Consider the following 19,387-nt stretch of genomic DNA (forward strand, 5'->3'; position numbering starts at 1 on the left):
CCGGCAGCGGGACCGCCCGTCGGGCCACTTGTTCCTTTGCCCGCCCGGCTCGTGACGGAGGGCAGGCCGCCCGTGCCGGGCCCGTCGTGTTGTGTGCGACCGTTGTCTAATACAGGATCAGCAGGGCACTCGGAAGGAGCCCGACATCACCAGCGATCTTCCGCGTCTCGCGGCGGTGACCCGGCCGCACCGGGGGCCCGGCCACGCCGGTCCCTCCGTCGTGCCGTACCCGCACGGCGGCCTCGGTCGGCACCCCAACCTGCCGCCCGGCGAGCGGCTGCGGGTGCTGCTGGTCGAGGACGACGAGGGCGACGCCTTCCTGGTCAGCGAGTTGCTCGCCGAGACCAACTCGATGATCGAGTTGTCGGTCGCCAGCAGCCTGAGCGAGGCCCGGAAGCGGGTGATGGGCGTGGACTGCGTCCTGCTCGACCTCGGCCTGCCCGACGCCCAGGGGCTGGACGGGCTGCGCCAGGTGCTGGACATGTCCAGCGGCGCCGCGGTGTGTGTGCTGACCGGCCGCTCCGACGAGCACCTGGGCATCGTCGCGGTCGCCGAGGGCGCACAGGACTACCTGGTCAAGGGCCAGGTCGACGGCGTGCTGCTGACCCGGGCGCTGCGCTACGCCGTGGAACGCAAGCGGGCCGACGAGAACGCCCGGCGGCTGCGCGAGGTGGAGCTGCGCCAGGCCGAGTCGGCCCGGCTGGAGCGGGGCCTGCTGCCCCAGCCGCTGATGTCGACCGACCAGGTCGCGGTGCACACCTTCTACCGCCCCGGTCGGCACGCGGCGCTGATCGGCGGCGACTTCTACGACGTGGTGCAGACCCGGCCGGACCGGGTCGACTTCATCGTCGGCGACGTCTGCGGGCACGGGGTGGACGAGGCGGCCCTCGGGGTGGAGCTCCGGGTCGCCTGGCGGGCCCTGGTGCTGGCCGGGGTGCCCGACGACGAGGTGCTGCCCGCCCTGGAACAGGTGCTGATGAGCGAGCGCCGACTCCAGGAGATCTTCGCCACGGTGGCCACCGCCCGGCTCGACCTGGCCCGCAACGCCGCCACCGTGCGGCTCGCGGGGCATCCGCCGCCGCTGCTGTTGTCCGGGGGTAAGGTCGCGCCGGTGCCGGTGCCCGGCGGCCTGCTGCTCGGCGTCCGACCGCGCCGGCCCATAGCCTTCGACCTGGAGTTCGACACCGATGACTGGTCCCTGCTGATGTACACCGACGGCCTGATCGAGGGCCGGGTGGGCGACGGCGACGAACGGCTCGACGTCTCCGGCCTGACCGCCCTGCTCGGCGAGCCGGACAGTCTCGCCGTGCCGCTCGCCGAGCTGCCGGCCTGGCTGGTGGGGCGGGCGGAACAGATCAACGGGGGGCCGCTCGCGGACGACGTCGCCATGCTCCTGCTGACCCGGGGCGGTGGCCGGTGACGGCGCGGCAGCCGAGCTGGACCCTGCGTCGCCGGGTCGTGGCGCTGCTCACCGTGGTCGGCGTGCTGCTCGGTGCCTCCGTCGCGGTGGAGATCGGGGTGGCGGCGAAGAACCGCGACCACATCCACACGATGCTGGACCGCACCGGCCCGCTGCGTGTCCAGTCCCAGGAACTGCTCAACGTGCTGGTCGACCAGGAGACCGCGGTGCGCGGCTACGCGGTCACCGCCGACCGCCAGGACCTCGAACCGTACGTCGAGGGGGTCGGGCGGGAGCAGCAGCTCTACCGGTCGATGGAGCCCCTGATCGATGTCTACCCGGTCATGGCCAGGGAGCTGGCATCGATCAAGGCCGAGTCCGCCGACTGGCGTCGCGCGGTCGCCGAGCCGGTGATCAGCACCACCGAGCGGTCCGGCACGGCGGCCGGGCAGGCGTTGATCACCGACCAGACCCGGCAGCGCTTCGACCTGATCCGCGCCTCGGTCGCCCAACTCCAGCAGGGCATCCTCGACCAGCGGGAGAAGGGCGCGGACGACATCTACCGCACCAGCTCGATCCTGGTGATGCTGCTGATCGCGGCGGCGCTGGTGGTGGTCGTGGCCGGCGCGGTGCTGCTGACCTCGCTGAACCGGATGGTGGTCCGGCCGCTGACCAGCCTCGCCGAGCAGGTCCGCGAGGTGGCTGAGGGCGACTACCAGCACCGCATCGCCGGGTCAGGCCCCCCGGAGTTCCAGCAGCTCGCCGACGACGTGGACGCGATGCGCCAGAAGATCGCCAAGGACCTGGCGGAGGTGCGCGAGGCCCGGGAGAGCATCGAGTGGGTCAACAGCCAGCTCCAGAAGCAGGCCGAGGAGCTGGTCCGCTCCAACCGGGACCTGGAGCAGTTCGCGTACGTCGCCTCGCACGACCTGCAGGAGCCGCTGCGCAAGGTGGCCAGCTTCTGCCAGCTCCTCCAGCGCCGGTACGCGGGGCAGCTCGACGAGCGGGCCGACCAGTACATCGCGTTCGCCGTGGACGGCGCGCAGCGGATGCAGCGCCTGATCAACGACCTGTTGGCGTTCTCCCGGATCGGCCGGCTCACCACCGGCTTCACCGAGGTCGACCTGAACAAGGTGATGGGCGACGTGGCCGGGCAGACCGAGGCCGCCCGGCAGTACGCCGACGCCGAGCTGACCTGGGGTGAGCTGCCGGTGATCCGCGGCGAGGAGCCGCTGCTGACCAACCTGCTGGCCAACCTGGTCAGCAACTCGATCAAGTTCCGCCGCCCGGACGTGCCGCCGAAGGTGCACGTCTCCGCGCGGCTGGTCGACGACGAGTGGGAGATCTGCTGCCAGGACAACGGCATCGGGATCGAGCCGGAGTTCGCCGACAAGATCTTCGTGATCTTCCAGCGGCTGCACTCCAAGGACGCGTACCCGGGCACCGGCATCGGCCTGGCGATCGTCAAGAAGATCGCCGAGTACCACGGCGGCCGGGTCTGGGTGGACACCGACACCGCCGAGGGCACCGCGATCCGGTTCACCCTGCCGGCCCTGCCCGAGGACGTGGAGGCGGCGCGGGCGGCCGAGCAGCAGGCCGCCGAGGGCCCGGCCGACGAGGCGGTGGACGCCGGGGAGCCGGCGACCGCCGCGGACCCGGCAGTGGCGGGCGCGGCCGGGGTGGAGCCGCCCCGCCAGGGCGGGACACGGGTGGAGGGGGCCGACGAGGCCCCGCAGAGCGACAGCACGGGTGGCGTTAAGGAGACGGTGACATGACCGCGCCAGCGGACGGCAAGAGTCCGATCGAGGTCCTGCTGGTCGAGGACGACCCGGGTGACGTGCTGATGACCCAGGAGGCGTTCGAGGAGCACAAGCTGCGTAACCGGCTGACCGTCGTCTCCGACGGCGACGAGGCGCTGGCCTACCTGCGGCGGGAGGGCCAGTTCGCGGACGCCGTCGCGCCGGACCTGATCCTGCTCGACCTCAACCTGCCCCGCCGCGACGGCCGGGAGGTGCTGGAGGAGATCAAGCGGGACGAGCAGCTCTGCCGCATCCCGGTGGTGGTGCTGACGACGTCCCAGGCCGACGAGGACATCCTGCGCAGCTACCAGCTGCACGCGAACGCGTACGTCACCAAGCCGGTGGACTTCGAGCAGTTCATCTCGGTGGTCCGGCAGATCGACGAGTTCTTCGTCAGCGTGGTGAAGTTGCCGCCGCGTGGCTGACACCCTGCTGGACGACGTCGCGGAGCTGCTGCACCGGGCCGCGGCGGACGTCGTGCTGCCACTGTTCGGCAAGCTGGACGCCGCCGAGGTCGCCGAGAAGGCGCCCGGTGAGCTGGTCACCGTCGCCGACCAGCGGGCCGAGGAGCTGATCAGCGCCGGGCTGCGCCGGCTTCGCCCCGGCTCGCTGGTGGTCGGCGAGGAGGCCGCGGCCGAGGACCCGGGCCTGCTGGATCACCTGCGCGACGACGGGGACGTCTGGCTGGTCGACCCGATCGACGGAACCTCGAACTTCGCCGCCGGGAAGCGGCCGTTCGCCCTGATGGTGGCGCTGCTGACCGATGGGGCGCCGGTCGCCTCGTGGGTGCTCGACCCGCTGGCGGAGACGCTGGCCGTCGCCCGGGCGGGCGGGGCGACCCTCGTGAACGGCGTCCCGGTGCGCACCGCCGAGGGGGTGCCGCCGTTCGGCAGCCTGCGCGGTACCGCGATAACCCGGTTCCTGCCGCCGGAGGCCCGGCGGCGCGCCGAGGCCGGCGGGGAGCGGATCGGCGAGCTGCTGCCCGGCCAGCACTGCGCCGGCCGGGAGTATCTCGACCTGCTCGTCGGCTCCCAGCAGTTCGTGCTCTTCTGGCGCACCCTGCCGTGGGACCACGCCCCGGGGGTGCTGCTGGTCCGCCAGGCCGGCGGGGTGGCCCGCCGGTTCGACGGCAGCGAGTACCACCCGGCCGAGGAGGGCCGGGGCCTGCTGGTCGCCGCGAACGAGCGGGTCTGGGCCGAGACCTGCGACGCCCTCGACCTGGCCTGATTGAGCCGCCGACCCACCCGCTTCGCGACGGGCCGGCAACCCTGCGTCAGTATCGACATTTGGCGATGTCGCGGGCCAGGCGGCCGGCCGCCGGTCCGGTATCCTGACCGGCGGTCTCCGCCCAGCAGGCCGCCATCCGGCGCCGGTGGAGGACGCCGCCGCGCCGAGGACGACGGGCCCGGCGGTCGAGGGAAGGGACGCTGCCCGTGCCCAGTACCAGCCTCATCCGGCGTCGCGGCAACCGGCCGCTGACCGTGCTGCCCGGCCGTCGCGGCACCGGGCCGCTGACCGTGCTGCTGGTCGCCGTCGCGCTGCTGCTCGGCGTCGGCGCGGTGCCCGCCTCGGCCGAGCCGAACGAGGGCGGGACGAAGCAGCTACGCGACGCGCTGGAGGCCGCCGCCAAGGGGCACATCGAGGCCAAGGCGAAGCTGGACAACTCCAAGCGCCGGCAGCAGTTGCTGACCGGTCAGCTCAAAATCGTCGAGACCCGGCTGGTGGAGCTGAACGTGCAGGTCAGCGAGGTGGCCGTGCAGTCGTACCGGCTGGGGCGGGTGAGCGCTCCGGCGTTGCTGCTGCAGAGCGCGTCGCCGGAGTCGTTCCTGCGCCGCGCCGCCGAGCTGGACGTGATGGCCCAGCGCGACAGCCGCCGGCTGCGCGACCTGGCCCAGGCCCGGGACGAGGCGACCCGCGCCAAGATCGGCATCGACACCGAGGTCCGCGAGCAGCGGAGGCAGCTCGCCGCGCTCGCGAAGAAGAAACGGGAGGCCGAGAAGGCGCTGGCGACGGTCAGCTCCGGCACCGGCGCCGGGTTCAGCGGCGGCTCCTCCTCGGCCAAGCCGGCCCCGCGCAACTCCGACGGGTCCTGGCCCTCGGAGTCCTGCTCGGTCAACGACCCGACGACCTCCGGCTGCATCACCCCGCGCACCCTGCACGCCATGCAACAGGCCAAGGCCGCCGGCTACAAGCGGTACGTCTCCTGTTTCCGCAGCGGCGGCGGCGGCGAGCACCCCAAGGGGCGGGCCTGTGACTTCTCCGCCGCCACCAGCGGCTTCAAGGACGAGACGGCCAGCGGCGGGGACAAGGCGTACGGCGACAGCCTGGCCAACTACTACAAGAACAACGCCAGCCGGCTGGGGGTGCTCTACGTGATCTGGTACCGGCAGATCTGGATGCCGAACACCGGGTGGCGGGCGTACAGCGGCAGCGGCAGCCCCGCCGCCGACCACACGAACCATGTTCATCTCTCGATGTACTGACCCGAACTGCCAGGTCCGCTGCGTACCATCGCGACGGTGAGCAGCTCATCCTCCGACGTCGCGGTGGACTCGGCGCGGCCCGCGCCGCCCGCCGGTCGCGCCCTGCCCAACGGTCTCGCCGCGTTCCTGGTCTTCCTCTCCAGCGGCGCGGTGCTGGTGCTGGAGACCGTCTCGCTGCGCCTGGTCGGCCCGTACGTGGGGGTCACCCTCCAGGTCACCAGCTCCGTCATCGGCATCGCGCTGGCCGCGATCGCGTACGGGGCGTGGACCGGCGGCTGGCTGGCCGACCGGCGGGACCCGCGCACCCTGATCGCCCCGGCGCTGGTGCTCGCCGGCATCGCCACCGCGATCACCCTCCCGGTCGTCCGGTACGCCGGCGAGCTGCTGCGTGGCGGGGCGGCCAGCGCCGTCCTGCTGCTCACCGCGCTCGCCGTGTTCGTGCCGGCGGCGTTGCTCTCGGCGGTCACCCCGCTGGTGGTCAAGCTCCAGCTCGCCGACCTGCGGCGCACCGGCCAGGTGGTCGGCCGGCTCTCCGGCATCGGCACCCTCGGCGGCATCACGGCCACCCTGTCGACCGGATTCGTGCTGGTGGCCGCGCTGCCCAGCACCGCGATCGTGCTCGCCCTCGCTGTGCTGCTCGGCGTAACCGGGCTGGGCCTGGGGGCGTACCTGCACCGACTGGGGCGCGCCGGGCTGCCCGGTCCCGGCCGGGTCAAGGTCGCGGCGGCGGTGCTGGGGCTGGTCGGGGCGGGGCTGACCACGGTCGCCCCGAACCCGTGCGACGTGGAGACGGCGTACCACTGCGCGTCGGTCCAGACCGATCCGGATCGCCCGTCCGGGCGGACGCTGCTGCTCAACTCCGCCCAGCACTCGTACGTCGACCTGAACGACCCGACCCATCTGAAGTACGCGTACACGCAGTGGATCGGCGCGGCGGCCGACGTGGCCGCGCCGGCCGGGCAGCGGCTGGACGTCCTGCACCTGGGCGGCGGCGGGTTCACCGTGCCGCGCTACCTGACCGCCACCCGGCCCGGCACCGGCAACCTGGTCTTCGAGATCGACGGCGGCCTGGTCGAGCTGGACCGCGAGAAGCTCGGCGTACGCGCCGGCCCGGACCTGCGCACCGAGATCGGCGACGCCCGGGTGCTGCTCGGCCGGGAGGCCGCCGACAGCCGTGACCTGGTGGTCGGCGACGCCTTCGGGCACCTCGTGGTGCCCTGGCACCTGGCCACCCGGGAGATGGCCGACGAGGTCGACCGGGTGCTGCGCCCGGGCGGGATCTACGTACAGAACGTGATCGACTACCCGCCCGGCCGGTTCGTCCGCAGCGAGCTGGCCACCGTCGCCGCCGCGTTCCGGCACGTCGCCCTGGTCGCCCCGCCCGACGCGGTCGCCGGGCTGGTGGGGTCCAACTTCCTCATCGTCGCCTCCGACGCGCCGCTGCCGCTGGCCCCGCTGCAACAGCGGGTGTCCGGGCTGCCCGAGCCGGCGGGCGTGCTCTCCGGCGAGGTGCTGGACGCGTTCGTCGGCGACGCACTGGTACTCACAGACGACTACGCCCCGGTGGACCAACTGCTCGCGACCGCCTGATCGGGTGATTGGTCGACCGATTCTGACTGCCGAGGGTTAGGAATGCCCAGGTCGGGCAAAAACTCCGACCATGGGTGGAGCGGTCCGTAACGGCGCACAGCTGCTCGGTGAGCGATACCGGCTGATCGAGCAGCTCGGCGCGGGCGGCATGTCCGTCGTGTGGCGGGGGTACGACGAGGTGCTGGGCCGGCAGGTGGCGGTGAAGGTGCTCGCCTCCCGGCTGGCCAGCGACCGGGCGTTCCGGCACCGGATCCGGATCGAGGCGCAGGCCGCCGCGCGGCTCTGCCACCCCAACATCACGGGGGTGTACGACTACGGCGAGTCCGAGCAGGTCGGGCTGACCGTGCCGTACGTCGTCATGGAGCTGATCGACGGCGGCCCGCTGAGCGCCCGGCTCGGCCGGGGCGGGACGCTGCCCTGGCGGGAGGCGGTGACGATCGGCGCGGAGGTCTCCTCGGCGCTGGCCGCCGCGCACGCCCGGGGCGTGGTGCACCGGGACGTGACCCCGGGCAACGTCATGCTCACCCCGACCGGGGTGAAGGTGGTCGACTTCGGCATCTCGGCGCTGGCCGGGGAGAGCGAGAAGGGGCCGGACGGCACCCTGCTCGGCACCCCCGCGTACCTGGCGCCGGAGCGGCTGGACAACGGCCAGGTCTCCCCGGCCACCGACGTGTACGCCGTCGGCCTGCTGCTGTACCGGATGCTCACCGGTCGGCTGCCCTGGCAGGCGAGCACCACCACCCAGATGCTCCGCGCGCACCTGTACGCCGAACCGGAGCCGATGCCCGAGGTGCCCGGCCTGCCCGACGAGGTGGCCGAGCTGGTGCGCCGCTGCCTGGCCAAGAGCCCCGCGGACCGACCGGCCACCGCCGAGGTGGCCCGCACGCTCGCCGAGGCCGCCGGGATGCTGGCCGCGGTGCCCGTGTCGCCGGCCCCCGGGTCGGCCGACGGGACGCAGCTCGACCCGGCCGTGCTGGCCAACGCCGGCACCACGATCCTGCCCTGGTCGACCGACACCGACGCGCTGCCGTTCTCCGGGCGTACCCGCAGCCGCCGGGCCGCCACCCGGCGGCGCAGGGTCGAGGCGGGGGTGGCGGCGGCGGGCCTGGTCGCGGTGACCGCGACGATGTGGGGGGTGACCTCCCGCAGCCCGGCCAGCGGCGGCGTGGACCAGCCCACCGAGGCCCGGATGGGGCTGACCGGGCCGCCTCCCTGCGCCGTCGAGTACGCGCTGCGCAAGGACTCCGGCAAGGACTTCTCGGCCGAGCTGATCCTGACCAACAGCGGCGACCACGAGCTGCGAGACTGGACGATGAGCTTCACCTTTCCCGGCCAGCAGACGGTGACGAAGGCCGACCCGGCCGTCCGGCAACAGGGCCGTACCGTCGAGGTCCGGCCCGCCGCGACCCAGGCCGCGCTGGCCCCCGGCGCGGCCCGCAAGGTCGCCCTCAGCGGCCGGTACACCGGCGCGAACCCGCTGCCGGTGGAGTTCCGCCTCGGCGACACCGCCTGCCGGGTGCAGGTCTCCGGGGTGGCCGGGTCGCTGCCGACCACCGTGCCGACCACCAAGGCCCCAACGAAGCTCACCAAGCAGAAGGCGACGGTCGCGAAGGCCGGTTCCGGGTCTTCGGGCTCCTCGGCCGGGGGCGGCTCCGGTGGCGGGTCCAAGGCGAAGCCCGCGAAGGCCGAGAAGCCCGCGAAACCCGGCAAGGCCAAGGGGGCTGACAAGGGAAAAGGGCAGTGACCAAGGGAAAGGGGGCCGGAAAGGGCAAGGCCAAGGGCAAGTGACCGGTCAGGTCAGCGAGGCGAAGCGCTGCACCTGGACGATGCTCCCCTCCACGACCAGCACGCTGCCTGCGGTGAGCACGGTGGCCGGGTCCGCGTACCGGAACCGCTCACCGGGCAGCTTCGCGCCGACCACCATCACCCCGTAGCGGTCCGCCGGGGCAAGCTCGCGCAGTGGCCGCCCGACCAGGGTGTCCGGCACCCGGACCTTGGCGATGGCGAAGTCGTCGCCGAACTCGATGAAGTCCAGCATCTTGCTGACGATGAGGTGCGCCACCCGCTCACCGGTCTCCGCCTCCGGGAAGATCACGTGATGGGCGCCGACAGAGGCGAGGATCTTGGCGTGCTTGTCCGAGGTCGCCCGGGCCCAGATCTGCGGCACGCCCAGCTCGGTCAGCGCGAGGACGGTCAGCACGCTGGCCTCCACCGAGGCGCCGATCGCCACCACCACCCGCCGGAAGCCGGTCACCCCGAGCTGGCGCAGCGCACCCTCCTCGGTGGCGTCCGCCTGCACCACCCGCTCCAGGTACTGGGACCACCTCTGCACCTGGCCGGCACCGCGGTCGATGGCGAGCACGTCGTGGTCGAGCTGGGTCAGCGACGTGGCCAGGTGGCAGCCGAACCGCCCGAGGCCGATCACCGCGATACCTCTGTCGTCCGTGTTCCTAACCGACAATGGGTTGCTCCTCCGGGTAGCGGTACAGGCGCCGTCGGGTGTTCAACGCGATCGCGGACCCGAGGGTGAGCGGGCCGACCCGACCGATGTACATCAGCAGGGTCAGGACGAGCTGCCCCGGGTCGGCGACGGTCGATGCGATGCCCGTGGACAGGCCGGTGGTGCTGAACGCCGACGTCACCTCCAGCAGCGCCCGGTGGTAGGGCATTCCCTCGGTCAGCAGCAGCAGCACGACCGTGCCGGCGACCACGAGCGCGACGCTGAGCAGCGCCACGGTCAGCGCCTGCCGCAGGCTCGCGGTGGCCACCCGACGGCGACCCACCGTGACGTCCGGCTCACCGCGCAGCTCGGCCCAGATGGCGAAGCCGAGCAGGAAGAACGTGGAGACCTTGATCCCGCCGGCGGTGCTGGCGCTGCCGCCGCCGATGAACATCAGAGCGATCAGCAGCGGAACGCTCTCCTCGTCCAGCCCCGCGGTGTCGAGGGTGACGAACCCGCCGGTGCGGAGCACCGCGTCCTGGGTGAAGACGGCCAGCACCTTGCCGGGGACGTCGTACGTGCCGATGGTGCGCGGGTCGGACCACTCGGCCGCCAGCAGGCCGACGAAGCCGACTGCCAGCAGCACCGCGCTGCCCCAGATGGTGAGCTTGGTGGCGATCGCCCAGTGGCCCGGGCGGCGCCACTCCCGGGCCGCCTCGAACAGCGCGGGGAAGCCCAGCCCGCCGACGATCGTGCCGAGCGCGATCGGCAGGCAGATCCACGGGTCACGGGCGAAACCGATCAGGCTGTCGGAGAAGAGCGCGAACCCGCCGTTGTTGAACCCCTGCACGGCGTGGAAGAGGCCGTACCAGAGCGCCCGGCCGGGCGGGTAGTCGTAGCCGAGCCAGAACCGGCCGGCGAGGACGGCGGTCATCACCGCCTCGCAGGCGCCGACGGTGGCGGCGATGCGCAGCAGCAGCCGGCGTACGTCGCCGACGCCGAACTCCGCGGTCTCGGCCTGCACCAGCAGCCGGTTGCGCAGCCCGAGCTGCCGGGCGACCACCAGGATCACCAGGGTCGCACCGGTCAGGATGCCGAGCCCGCCGACCTGGGTCAGCACGGTGATCATCACCAACCCGAATTCGTTCCAGTAGTCCGGGGTGTCGACCACGGTCAGGCCGGTGACGGAGACCGCCGAGGCGGAGGTGAAGAGTGCCGTGGTGAACGGGGTGTACCGGTGCTCGCTGGTCGCTGCCGGCAGCATCAGCAGGACGGTGCCGACCAGGATCACCGCCAGGAACCCGAACGGCACCAGCCGGACGGGATGACGGAGAAACCGGCGCACCAGCCAATCTTCCTTTTCCGTCCGCCGCACCGGTGCCCAAACGCCCACCCGACCTCCCTTCACCCGAATTCGTTGATCATGAAGTTATCGCCATGACACTCCGGGCGGGGCGTTGATAACTTCATGATCGATAAGGGCCGACATGGGAGGCGCGGGATGGGTGAGGCGGGGCGGTTGGCGGTTGTCAGTGGCGGTGGGACAGGGATCGGGGCGGCCGTCACCCGAGGGCTCGTCGCGGACGGGTTCGACGTGGTCGTCGTCGGGCGGCGGGGGGACGTGCTGCGAGCCGCCACCGAGCGGATCGGTGCGGACTGCGGCAGGGCGGGGGCGGTGCGGGCGGTGGTCGCCGACCTGACGGACCCGGGACAACTGTCCGGCGTGGTCGAGGCGGTCGACGGCCGGTCTGTCGACGCTGTCGTCAACAACGCCGGCGGATACCTGGGCGGGGACACCGGCACGCTGGCCGGGGTCGCCGCACACTGGCGGGCCAACCTGGACGCCAACGTGCTGACGGCCGTGCTGTTGACCGAGGCGCTGCGGCCCGTCCTGCGCCGTCCCGGGGGCCGGGTGATCCTGCTCAGCTCGATCGCCGCCCAGCGGGGCGGCGGTGGGGCGTACTCGGCGGCCAAGGCGGCGCTGCACGGGTGGGCGTACGACCTGGCGGCACAGCTCGGCCCGGAGCAGATCACGGTCAACGTGGTCAGCCCCGGCTACGTGGCAGAGACCGAGTTCTTCGGCGACCGGATGACCCCCGAGGGGCACGCCAAGCGGGTGGCCGCCACCCTGGTCGGGCGGGCCGGGTTGCCCGACGACATCGCCGGGGCGGTCCGCTACCTGGCCGGCCGCGACGCCGGGTACGTCACCGGCCAGGTCCTCGGCGTCAACGGTGGCTCCGTCCTCGGCCGCTGATCCGCTGCCCCGCCCCGCCCGGTTCCGCCCCCGCTTCCAGCGCGGCGCAGCCGCCCAACGTCTGGATGGGCGTCAGCGACGTCGGCGGGGGAGTCGCGAGGGCGAGCTGCTACGCGGGCTGGCCGGGACGGTCGGCGACGTAGGTCCCGCGACCGGACTGCCCAATGATGAGGTTGCGGTCGTGCAGCAGCGAGAGCGCACGGTAGACCGTGCCGGTGCTGACGTCGTGGATCTTTGCCAGCTCGCTGGTCGAGGGCAGCTTGTCGCCCGGCTTGAGTTCACCGGTTCGGATCTTGTCGGCGATCTCGTCGACGATGCGGCGGAATGACGGCTGTGCTGTGGGCATGGTGAGGACTCCGGTCGGTTCGGCAGTCCGATCATGCCCGACCTGCACTAGCAACTGCAATAAGTGCTGGCGACGCGACTCTTCGGAGTCGACTTGCTGTAGCTGCTGTAGTAGGTTCTGGCTGTCCGGCTCCGGTTGGTTCGGCAAACCCCGGGGGCGGACGCCCAGGTTGGCTCCGGGGTCGTACCGCCGAGGAGGGCTGCGGTCGCGGGGCCGGCGGTCCGGTCCGCATCCCCTGTCTGCGGACCGGGCCGCCTTCCACCGTGCGGCTCGACGAGAGGAGTGACCGTGCGCAACCTGCTGGATCTGGTCCGGTCCGCAACCAGGAGAAGAGACGTCAGCCGGGTGGACCGGCCGACCCGATTGCCTAACGCCGGCTGGTGCCGGCCTGAGGCGACCCGATTGCCTAACGCCGGCTGGTACCGGCCGGAGGTGACCCGACCGTTGACCGCCGGGCAGGTCCGGGACCGGCGGTTCGCCACGGTGCGGCGCGGCCTGGACCCGGCGGAGGTACACGCGTTCCTCGACCTGGTGGCCGGCGAACTGGCCGCCACCCGCCGCGAGTTGGCTCATACGACCGAGGAGAATGCCCGGATCAAGCGGGCGCTGCGCAGTTGGCACTCGCGCTTCGCGCCGCCGGCCGGGTCCGGCCCGCGCCGGGACGGTGGCCGGTGGTGAGCCGGCAGCGCTTCGTGGTGCACGTGCCGGTGTTCGCCGCCGACCTCGACGCCGCCCGCGGGTTCGCCCGTGTGATCGCCCGGGCGCTCGCCTTCCTGGCCGACGTGGACGGGGCGGAGACGACGGTGTCCGAGGAGGATGCCCAGCACGTACGCCACCGGGTCTTCTGCGACCGGCTGCTCGACGGCCGCCGGCGCTGCCCGCTGCGGGCCCACCACGACGGCGAGTGCCGACCGGCCGGCGGTGGCGGGCGGTGCACGCGCCGGTGATCAAGAACTTTGCGTCAGGCGCGGCCCGGAGAGTGACCGAAACCTCTCGACCAACGTGGCGGGGTGGGGCAGGGGAGCGGGGGTGGGAGGGGTGGCGCTGGTAGACATGTCGGATGAGTCAGGAGCGGGCGGCGGTACGGGAACGGGCCGAGGCGGTGCTGCGCCGGCTGGCCGGGGAGCACGCCCGGCTGCGGGAAGATCAGTGGCGGGCCATCGAGGCGCTGGTCGTCGACCGCCGCCGGGTGCTCTGCGTGCAGCGCACCGGGTGGGGCAAGTCGGCGGTCTACTTCGTGGCGACCGCGCTGCTACGGGAGCGCGGTGAGCACGGGCCGACGGTGATCGTGTCGCCGCTGCTGGCGCTCATGCGCAACCAGGTGGAGGCGGCGGCCCGCGCCGGCATCCGGGCCCGCACCATCAACTCGGCGAACCTGGAAGAGTGGGACCAGATCACCGCCGAGATCCACGACGGCACGGTCGACGTCCTGCTGATCAGCCCCGAGCGGCTCAACAACCCGGACTTCCGGGACACCGTGCTGCCGAGGCTGGCCGCGACGACCGGCCTGCTGGTGGTCGACGAGGCGCACTGCGTCTCCGACTGGGGGCACGACTTCCGTCCCGACTACCGGCGGCTGCGCACGTTCCTGGGCAACCTGCCCGAGCGCACGCCCGTGCTCGCCACCACGGCCACCGCCAACGCCCGGGTCACCGCCGACGTCGCCGAGCAGCTCGGCACCGAGCTGACCGCTTCGGCCGTCGAGCGCCCCGACGTGCTGGTGCTGCGCGGCACCCTGGACCGGGAGTCGCTGCGGCTGGGCGTGCTGGACCTGCCCACCCCGGCGCACCGGATCGGCTGGCTCGCCGACCACCTCGACCGGCTCCCCGGGTCGGGGATCATCTACACGCTGACCGTGGCGGCGGCCGGCGAGACGGCGGAGTTCCTCCGCTCGCGGGGATACCCGGTGGCCTCGTACACGGGGCAGACCGAGGACGCCGACCGGCGGGCCGCCGAACAGGACCTGCTCGACAACAAGATCAAAGCGCTCGTCGCCACGAGCGCGCTGGGCATGGGCTTCGACAAGCCCGACCTCGGCTTCGTGGTGCACCTCGGGGCCCCGCCGTCGCCGATCGCCTACTACCAGCAGGTCGGCCGCGCCGGCCGCGCCGTCGAGCACGCCGAGGTGCTGCTGCTGCCCGGCGTCGAGGACGCCGCCATCTGGCGGTACTTCGCCTCGCTCGCGTTCCCGCCGGAGGAGCAGGTCCGGGCCGTGCTGGCCGCCCTGCACACCGACCGCCCGTTGTCCACGCAGGCCCTGGAGCCGGTCGTCGACCTGCGCCGGGCCCGGCTGGAGCTGATGCTCAAGGTGCTCGACGTGGACGGCGCGGTGCGCCGGGTGCGCGGCGGCTGGCTCGCCACCGGGGAGCCCTGGGCCTACGACGAGACCCGGTTGCGCCGCGTCGCCCAGGCCCGCACCGCCGAGCAGCAGGCCATGCGCGAGTACGCGACCACCCCCGGCTGCCGGATGCGGTACCTGCGCGAGTGCCTGGACGACGTCGGGGCGGGCGACTGCGGCCGGTGCGACCGGTGCGCGGGGCCGCTGTTCACGCCCGAGGTGTCCGGGCCGGCGCAGGGCGCCGCGCAGGCATACCTCGGGCGGCCCGGGGTGGAGATCGCGCCGAAGAAGCTGTGGCCGACCGGGCTGGACGCGGTGGGCGTACCGCTGAAGGGCCGGATTCCCCCGGCGGAGCAGGCGCTGCCGGGGCGGGCCGTGGGGCGGCTGTCCGACCTGGGCTGGGGCGGTCGGCTGCGCGAGCTGGTCGGGCCCGACGTGGCGGACGGGCCGGTCCCCGACGACGTGGCCGGCGCGGTGGTCGAGGTGTTGAAGGCGTGGGCGCACGGCGACGACCCGTGGCCGCGCCGCCCGGTCGGCGTGGTCGTGGTCGGCTCCCGGCGGCGGCCCGCGCTGGTCGGCTCGCTCGCCGAGCGGATCGCCGCGGTGGGCCGGCTGCCGCTGCTCGGCCAGGTGGTCCCCGCCGGGTCCGCCGGCCCGGACGGGCCGCGCGGCAACAGCGCCCAGCGGGTACGTGTCCTGCACGACGCTTTCGCAGTGCCGGACGAACTGGCCGGCGTGCTCGCCGGGCTGGACGGCCCGGTGCTGCTCGTCGACGACCTGGTGGACACGGGCTGGACCCTGACCATGGTGACCCGGCTGCTGCGCCGGGCCGGCGCACCCGACGTGCTCCCCCTCGCCCTGGCCGTCGCCGGCTGACGGAAGCTCGGTCCCCTGGGCGGCACCGGCCGAGGGAAGCTCGGTCCCCTGGGCGGCACCGGCCGACGGAAGCTCGGTCCCCTGGCCGTCGCCGGCTGCCGGCGGCCGGCTGCCCGGTCCCTGGCCGTCGCCGGCTGCCGCCGGCCGGCTGCCCGGTCCTCTGGGCGGCACCGGTCGGCGACCCTCGGGCGGAGGCGGCGGGGTTCCCGCGTCGGGAGGCAGCCAGGGCGGCGACCCGGATGCGATCGGGACGGAAAGTTCCCGGGCGGGGCGGATTGCGACCGGTGCCACGCCGCGCGGTCGTTGGCCGGCCGGTGGGGAGCCCGGCGGTACCGTGGGGCCATGACCGATCAGCGACCCGGCCCGGCTGAGGTGCCCGTGTCGCCGTCAGCCCCGCCCGGGGGCGGCGTGCCGGAGGCGGCCGACGCACTGGTGGACCGGGGCACGCTGCGGCTCGCGCTGGTGGTGGGCGGGCTGATCCTCGCGGTGCTGCTCGGCTTCGGGCTCGGGCGGCTCAACCCGGGGCCCGCCGACGCGACCGGGCGGACCTCGACGGCCGCCACGGACCACCCCCACTCGCCCGGCACCGGGGCGCACGAACACGGCACCGGCACCGACACCGACGGGGCGACCGAGGTCGGCGGCCTCGCGGTCGGCTCCGGTGGCTGGACCCTGACCCCGCTGTCCACCGGCCTCGCCGCCGGGCGGCCGGGCGAGTTCCGTTTCCAGGTGCGGGACGTCCAGGGCCGGCCGGTGACCCGTTTCGCGGTCGTGCACGACAAGCCGATGCACCTGATCGTGGTGCGCCGGGACCTCAGCGGCTACCAGCACCTGCACCCGACGATGGGTGCTGACGGCACCTGGTCGGTCCTGCTGACCCTGCCGCAGGCCGGGGCGTGGCGGGTGTACGCGGACTTCACCCTCGTCACCGACGACGGCGGGCAGAGCGCCCGCGTCCTCGGCGTCGACCTCGCCGTCCCCGGCGACCACACGCCCCGGCCGCTGCCCGAGCCGACCCGCACCGCCACCGTGGACGGGTTCACGGTGAGCTGGTCCGGCGAGCCCCGGATCGGCGCGACCAGGCCGCTCCGGTTCGTGGTCCGCGTCGGTGACGCCACCCCGACGCTGGAGCGCTACCTGGGCGCGTACGGGCATCTGGTGGCGCTGCGCGAGGGGGACCTGGGCTACCTGCACGTGCACCCGGAGTCGGGGCCGGCCGCGGACGGGGTCACCTTCCAACTGGCCGTGCCGGGGCCCGGGCGTTACCGCCTGTACTTCGACTTCCAGGTGGCCGGCGAGGTGCGGACCGCCGAGTTCACCCTCACGGCGCCCTGACCGTCGGCGTCACCCCGGGCAGCCGGCGCGACCGACGGACCGCCTTCGCGTGCCGCTCGACCGGCGCGACCGTTGACCGCCCACAGGGTCACCGCTCGACCGTTGACCCCCTCGGCGGTGCCGATCAACCGGCGCGGCGGACGGGGCGGCGGGCCAGGTAACGCAGCAGGTCGCGGATGTGGTGCTTCTCCTCGGCCGGCACCGCCGGGTCGGCCAGCCGCTGGAGGATGACCCGCACGTCGGCCTCGACCGGCCCCTCGTCCCCTCGCCGGCGCGGGGCGGGGCCCGCGTCGGGCAGGCCGAGGGCCCGGAAGGCCGCCGCCACGGGCAGGTCGAGGGCACCGCAGAAGCCGCGTACCTTCGCCAGCTCGGGATAGTCGTGCCAGTCGCCGGCCAGCCAGCGGAAGACGGTGGAACGGCCGACCCCGGTGTGCCCCGCGAGATCGCTGACGGTCCAGCCGCGCTCTTCCCGAGCGTCGTCGATGGCCCGCCGCACGAATCGTGCGAAGGCCATCTGCGGCGAAACCTCTGACGCGGCCATCCCTGCGGGGTCTTCCTTCCCGGCTGGAGCACCGGACGGTGCCCTTCGAGCGTAGTACCCCCGACGGGGGAAGCAAGCCGCCGCCCGCCCCTTGATCGTCGTCCGCGTCGCCGCCCCCGGATGACCTGCGAAGACCGCTCATGTTCTCTTGGCCGACGTGCCGGGGCCGGTTCCCGGCGGTCGGGATCGCGACTGTCGGTGCTTGTCGAACGTCAATTAAGCTCGATGTTCGTCCACCTACCGTCCGCGGTCGCCCGTCCCCCACCGGCCGCGTCGATGAGGAGCAGCATGGCCGATCCGAGCCGTCCCCCGCCGTACCGTCCGGGTACGGTCAGCCTCTTCTTCGTGGCCAAGGCAGGCGTCTTCGCCGCGGGCTTCTGGGTCTGGCTCCTGGTCCTCGTGCTCGGCGGCGACCAGGCCGACGGCACCCACGTCCTGGCCGCCGCCGGCGCGGTCACCACGACGCTCGTCGGTGTGGTGCTCGGTGCCCGGATGGCGCTGCAACGCAACGCGGCCGTGCGGCACGCCGAGCTCAAGCGGCTGCTGGTCGACATCTCCTGGAACGCGTTCGCCGCCGCCGGTAACGCCGAGACCCCGGGCAAGGTGGTGCCCTTCCCGACGGTGTCGTCCGACGGCGAGCGCCTCGGCCGGGGAACCGGGCCCCGGGTGTCGGTGTTCGACCGCAGCTTTACCAACGAACGTACGCCGGACCGGGACGGCAACGGCGAACGTCGCCGCTGACGGAACTCAGCGCCACTCTCCCCGGGCGGGTCAACCCTCCCGGGCGGCGAGCAGCGTCTCCAGGCGCGGGGTGACCTGCCACTGGTCGAGCAGGGCGCGATACTCCGCCCGCTGCCCGGGGTCGGCCGCAGCACCGACCCGGCGGGCCCGGATCAGCAGGTTGCGGGGGGTGTGCCGGGAGTCGACGAACTCCACCACCTCGGTCCGGTACCCGTGCAGCCGCAACAGCGCGGCCCGCAGCGAGTCGGTCAGCACGTCCGCGAAGCGCTCCCGCAGGATGCCCTGCCGGGTCAGCAGCTCGTACGGGGACGGGGCCGGCCGGGCGCGTAGCTGGGCGGCGAGGTCGTGGTGGCAGCACGGCGCGGCGAGCACCCACCGGGCGTCCCACCGCACGGCGCGGGCCAGCGCCTCGTCGGTGGCGGTGTCGCAGGCGTGCAGTGCCAGCACCAGGTCGGGCGCGGGCTCGACGACCGCGTCGGCGATCGTGCCGGCCACGAAGCTCACCTGGCCGGCCCAGCCCAGCCGCTCGGCCAGCTCGGTGTTGCGCCGCCGCTGGTCCTCCCGCACGTCGACGCCGACCAGCTGCACGTCCAGCCCCCGCTGGGAGAGATAGCGGTACGCGGCGAAGGTCAGGTACGCGTTGCCGCACCCCAGGTCGACCACCCGCAGCGGGCCGGTGAGGTCGTCCGGCAGGGTGGCGGCCAGCGCCCGCAGGAACGCGTCCACCTGTCGGCGCTTCGCCGCCGAGCCGCCGATCTCGGTGAAGATCTCGTCGCCCGGGTCGAGCAGCCACTCCTTGGCCCGGTCATGGCCGCCCGGCTCCGGCGCGGGACGTGCGGCGGCGACCCGGTGCACCTGCGCCTCACCGGACTTGGTCACCCGGAGCTGGAGCGTCACGTCGGCGGTCTCCACGTGCCAGTTGCCGAACGGCTCGGCCAGCAGGGCGTCCACCGCCGCGTCGGCCTCCGTCCCCGGCGCGACGTTGCGGGTGTAGGGGCGGGCCCCGTCGGAGGTGGCGATCTGCAACCGGGGGCCGGCCTTGAGGGCGACCGGACGCAGTTCGGCGCGGACCATCGAGGGGCGGTGCCCGCGCCGGCGGCCGGCGGCGACCGCCCGGGTCAGCAAGGGGTCGAGCAGCAGCGCCCGGACCTCGGTCAGGGCTGCGTCCAGCGGTTCGGGCATCTCTCCATCTTCCTCGTCGGGCCACCTGTCCCGTCGAGCGGTCGGCCCCGTCGAGAGGCGGGC

Annotated in this window: 18 protein-coding genes; 13 read left to right on the forward strand and 5 right to left on the reverse strand. The window is 73.6% G+C overall.

Translation table 11 applies throughout. The features are described 5' to 3' along the window. The first annotated feature begins 175 nt into the window (after positions 1 to 175). The 7 genes from ACFYZF_RS01890 to ACFYZF_RS01920 all read left to right on the forward strand — a co-directional run bounded on the left by ACFYZF_RS01890 (position 176) and on the right by ACFYZF_RS01920 (position 9,015). A complete protein-coding gene (locus ACFYZF_RS01890; protein WP_387014806.1) occupies positions 176 to 1,420 on the forward strand; it encodes a PP2C family protein-serine/threonine phosphatase in 1,245 nt (414 codons plus the stop codon). Further along, the gene (locus tag ACFYZF_RS01895; protein ID WP_387014808.1) at positions 1,417 to 3,174 is read left to right on the forward strand and encodes an ATP-binding protein; all 1,758 of its coding nucleotides are present in this window, start codon (positions 1,417 to 1,419) and stop codon (positions 3,172 to 3,174) included. Before ACFYZF_RS01890 ends, ACFYZF_RS01895 begins: the two co-directional genes overlap by 4 nt. Next, complete coding sequence (locus ACFYZF_RS01900) at positions 3,171 to 3,623, forward strand: response regulator (protein ID WP_387014811.1); 453 nt, start codon at positions 3,171 to 3,173, stop codon at positions 3,621 to 3,623. The genes ACFYZF_RS01895 and ACFYZF_RS01900 overlap by 4 nt, the downstream gene beginning before the upstream one ends. Next, on the forward strand, positions 3,616 to 4,425 hold the full coding sequence (locus ACFYZF_RS01905) for an inositol monophosphatase family protein (RefSeq protein ID WP_387014814.1): 810 nt from the start codon (positions 3,616 to 3,618) through the stop codon (positions 4,423 to 4,425). Before ACFYZF_RS01900 ends, ACFYZF_RS01905 begins: the two co-directional genes overlap by 8 nt. A gap of 293 nt (positions 4,426 to 4,718) precedes the next feature. Continuing rightward, positions 4,719 to 5,681 carry a coiled-coil domain-containing protein gene (locus ACFYZF_RS01910; protein WP_387016014.1) on the forward strand — a complete coding sequence of 321 codons (963 nt, stop codon included), beginning with the start codon at positions 4,719 to 4,721 and terminating at the stop codon, positions 5,679 to 5,681. 36 nt (positions 5,682 to 5,717) lie between these two features. Then, entirely contained in the window at positions 5,718 to 7,271 is a 1,554-nt protein-coding gene (locus tag ACFYZF_RS01915) for a fused MFS/spermidine synthase (protein ID WP_387014817.1), read from the forward strand. A gap of 70 nt (positions 7,272 to 7,341) precedes the next feature. Continuing rightward, on the forward strand, positions 7,342 to 9,015 hold the full coding sequence (locus tag ACFYZF_RS01920; protein ID WP_387014820.1) for a protein kinase: 1,674 nt from the start codon (positions 7,342 to 7,344) through the stop codon (positions 9,013 to 9,015). Positions 9,016 to 9,063: 48 nt separating this feature from the next. Here ACFYZF_RS01920 and ACFYZF_RS01925 read toward each other — a convergent pair whose 3' ends face one another. Continuing rightward, a complete protein-coding gene (locus ACFYZF_RS01925) occupies positions 9,064 to 9,693 on the reverse strand; it encodes a potassium channel family protein (RefSeq protein WP_387016016.1) in 630 nt (209 codons plus the stop codon). Positions 9,694 to 9,721: 28 nt separating this feature from the next. Continuing rightward, positions 9,722 to 11,056: a TrkH family potassium uptake protein gene (locus ACFYZF_RS01930; protein WP_387014823.1), complete on the reverse strand. Its 1,335-nt coding sequence runs from the start codon at positions 11,054 to 11,056 to the stop codon at positions 9,722 to 9,724. A 156-nt stretch (positions 11,057 to 11,212) separates the two neighbouring features. On the opposite strand from ACFYZF_RS01930, the gene ACFYZF_RS01935 reads away from it, so the two are divergent. Beyond that, positions 11,213 to 11,965, forward strand: a complete 753-nt coding sequence (locus ACFYZF_RS01935) for an SDR family NAD(P)-dependent oxidoreductase (RefSeq protein ID WP_387014825.1) — start codon at positions 11,213 to 11,215, stop codon at positions 11,963 to 11,965. A gap of 109 nt (positions 11,966 to 12,074) precedes the next feature. Here the strand turns inward: ACFYZF_RS01935 and ACFYZF_RS01940 are convergent, their stop codons facing one another. Further along, on the reverse strand, positions 12,075 to 12,311 hold the full coding sequence (locus ACFYZF_RS01940) for a GntR family transcriptional regulator (protein ID WP_387014828.1): 237 nt from the start codon (positions 12,309 to 12,311) through the stop codon (positions 12,075 to 12,077). 432 nt (positions 12,312 to 12,743) lie between these two features. Here ACFYZF_RS01940 and ACFYZF_RS01945 point away from each other — a divergent pair, with 432 nt between their 5' ends. The 4 genes from ACFYZF_RS01945 to ACFYZF_RS01960 all read left to right on the forward strand — a co-directional run bounded on the left by ACFYZF_RS01945 (position 12,744) and on the right by ACFYZF_RS01960 (position 16,860). Beyond that, positions 12,744 to 12,989 carry a DivIVA domain-containing protein gene (locus ACFYZF_RS01945; protein WP_387014830.1) on the forward strand — a complete coding sequence of 82 codons (246 nt, stop codon included), beginning with the start codon at positions 12,744 to 12,746 and terminating at the stop codon, positions 12,987 to 12,989. After that, positions 12,986 to 13,258, forward strand: a complete 273-nt coding sequence (locus ACFYZF_RS01950) for a hypothetical protein (protein ID WP_387014832.1) — start codon at positions 12,986 to 12,988, stop codon at positions 13,256 to 13,258. The genes ACFYZF_RS01945 and ACFYZF_RS01950 overlap by 4 nt, the downstream gene beginning before the upstream one ends. A gap of 113 nt (positions 13,259 to 13,371) precedes the next feature. Then, a complete protein-coding gene (locus ACFYZF_RS01955; protein WP_387014835.1) occupies positions 13,372 to 15,525 on the forward strand; it encodes a DEAD/DEAH box helicase in 2,154 nt (717 codons plus the stop codon). 342 nt (positions 15,526 to 15,867) lie between these two features. Then, positions 15,868 to 16,860, forward strand: a complete 993-nt coding sequence (locus ACFYZF_RS01960; RefSeq protein WP_387014837.1) for a hypothetical protein — start codon at positions 15,868 to 15,870, stop codon at positions 16,858 to 16,860. Between the two features lie 124 nt (positions 16,861 to 16,984). Here the strand turns inward: ACFYZF_RS01960 and ACFYZF_RS01965 are convergent, their stop codons facing one another. Next, a complete protein-coding gene (locus ACFYZF_RS01965; protein ID WP_350887816.1) occupies positions 16,985 to 17,401 on the reverse strand; it encodes a helix-turn-helix domain-containing protein in 417 nt (138 codons plus the stop codon). Positions 17,402 to 17,689: 288 nt separating this feature from the next. Here ACFYZF_RS01965 and ACFYZF_RS01970 point away from each other — a divergent pair, with 288 nt between their 5' ends. Further along, the gene (locus tag ACFYZF_RS01970) at positions 17,690 to 18,142 is read left to right on the forward strand and encodes a hypothetical protein (protein ID WP_387014840.1); all 453 of its coding nucleotides are present in this window, start codon (positions 17,690 to 17,692) and stop codon (positions 18,140 to 18,142) included. Positions 18,143 to 18,172: 30 nt separating this feature from the next. Here ACFYZF_RS01970 and ACFYZF_RS01975 read toward each other — a convergent pair whose 3' ends face one another. Then, positions 18,173 to 19,324 (reverse strand): class I SAM-dependent methyltransferase, encoded by a 1,152-nt coding sequence (locus tag ACFYZF_RS01975; protein WP_387014843.1) that lies wholly within the window; start codon positions 19,322 to 19,324, stop codon positions 18,173 to 18,175. Positions 19,325 to 19,387 lie beyond the last annotated feature (63 nt).

The organism is Micromonospora sp. NPDC001898, assembly GCF_042891255.1.
Taxonomy (GTDB): Bacteria; Actinomycetota; Actinomycetes; order Mycobacteriales; family Micromonosporaceae; genus Micromonospora.